Here is a 786-nt window from a genome sequence, read left to right as displayed (position 1 = left end):
ATATGACCAATTTGCGGCAGATTGACGGTGGTCACCTGATTAAGCAAGGGGACTTGGCTTCCACCTTTGGTTTTGCCCTCTTAGACGAAGATTACCAAGTCATCTCCTCTCTGGAAGGGAAGGAGGCACTGATCAGTCTGACCAAGGAGGGCTACCAGTGGAAGAAGCAGGTAACCGTTACCGATCAAGGTGTGAGTTTTCATCTGGACGCTATCTTGCCCATTGGGAGTTATCGCTTGGAAATCACGGCTGGAGGCTATGTTTTCCCCAGTGATAAATCTGTCCATATCAAGATAGTCGCCTCAGATAAGGAATTGGTCACAGAAGAAGTCCACGCTCTAAAAGAGCTGGATATCGCAGAAGAAGTAAAAAAACAGCTTGCAGGTAGAACTGTAAGCGAGAGCCCAGTAGGTCAGGAATTGCCAGACCTGCTCTTTTATTACAATTTAGGAAAGGTGTAACACAAAATGGATACTACAAAATTAACAGCATTTGCGCAGGCAGTGGGGGAAGATAACAAAAAGGTAAACGAAGAGCTGAAAACGAAAGTCAGCACGTCTGACATGAACCAAGCAATCGCCCAAGCTAAATCTGAAGTTAAGGCTGAAATCTTGGGTGAGGGGACGCCTGAGAATTTGGACACACTGAAAGAAATCGCGGAAAAAATCACAAGTATGGGACAAGATGAAAATAGCGCACTTCTTGGCAAAGTAACTGAAGTCAGCGGACGTGTAGACCAGATTGCCAACCTTGACTTGGTAGCGACTTATAACGCAGCGAAAGCGT

Annotated in this window: 2 protein-coding genes; both read left to right on the top strand. The window is 45.8% G+C overall.

Going from position 1 to position 786, the window contains the following annotated elements; genetic code table 11:
• The first annotated feature begins 2 nt into the window (after positions 1-2).
• Positions 3-461, top strand: coding sequence for a hypothetical protein (locus tag HT708_RS12410; RefSeq protein WP_172926412.1), 459 nt, complete (start codon positions 3-5; stop codon positions 459-461).
• Between the two features lie 6 nt (positions 462-467).
• The coding region (locus tag HT708_RS12405; protein WP_000381730.1) for a hypothetical protein at positions 468-786 on the top strand (319 nt) is incomplete at its 3' end.

The organism is Streptococcus sp. 3613 (assembly GCF_013277375.1).
Lineage (GTDB): Bacteria > Bacillota > Bacilli > Lactobacillales > Streptococcaceae > Streptococcus > Streptococcus pseudopneumoniae.
Note: the sequence above shows the minus strand (reverse complement) of the source record. Positions and strands in the feature narration are given on the sequence as shown.

Coding starts and splice junctions, on each gene's coding strand:
- HT708_RS12410 (WP_172926412.1), top strand. CDS start 3: ATGACCAATTTGCGGCAGATTGACGGTGGTCACCTGATTAAGCAAGGG.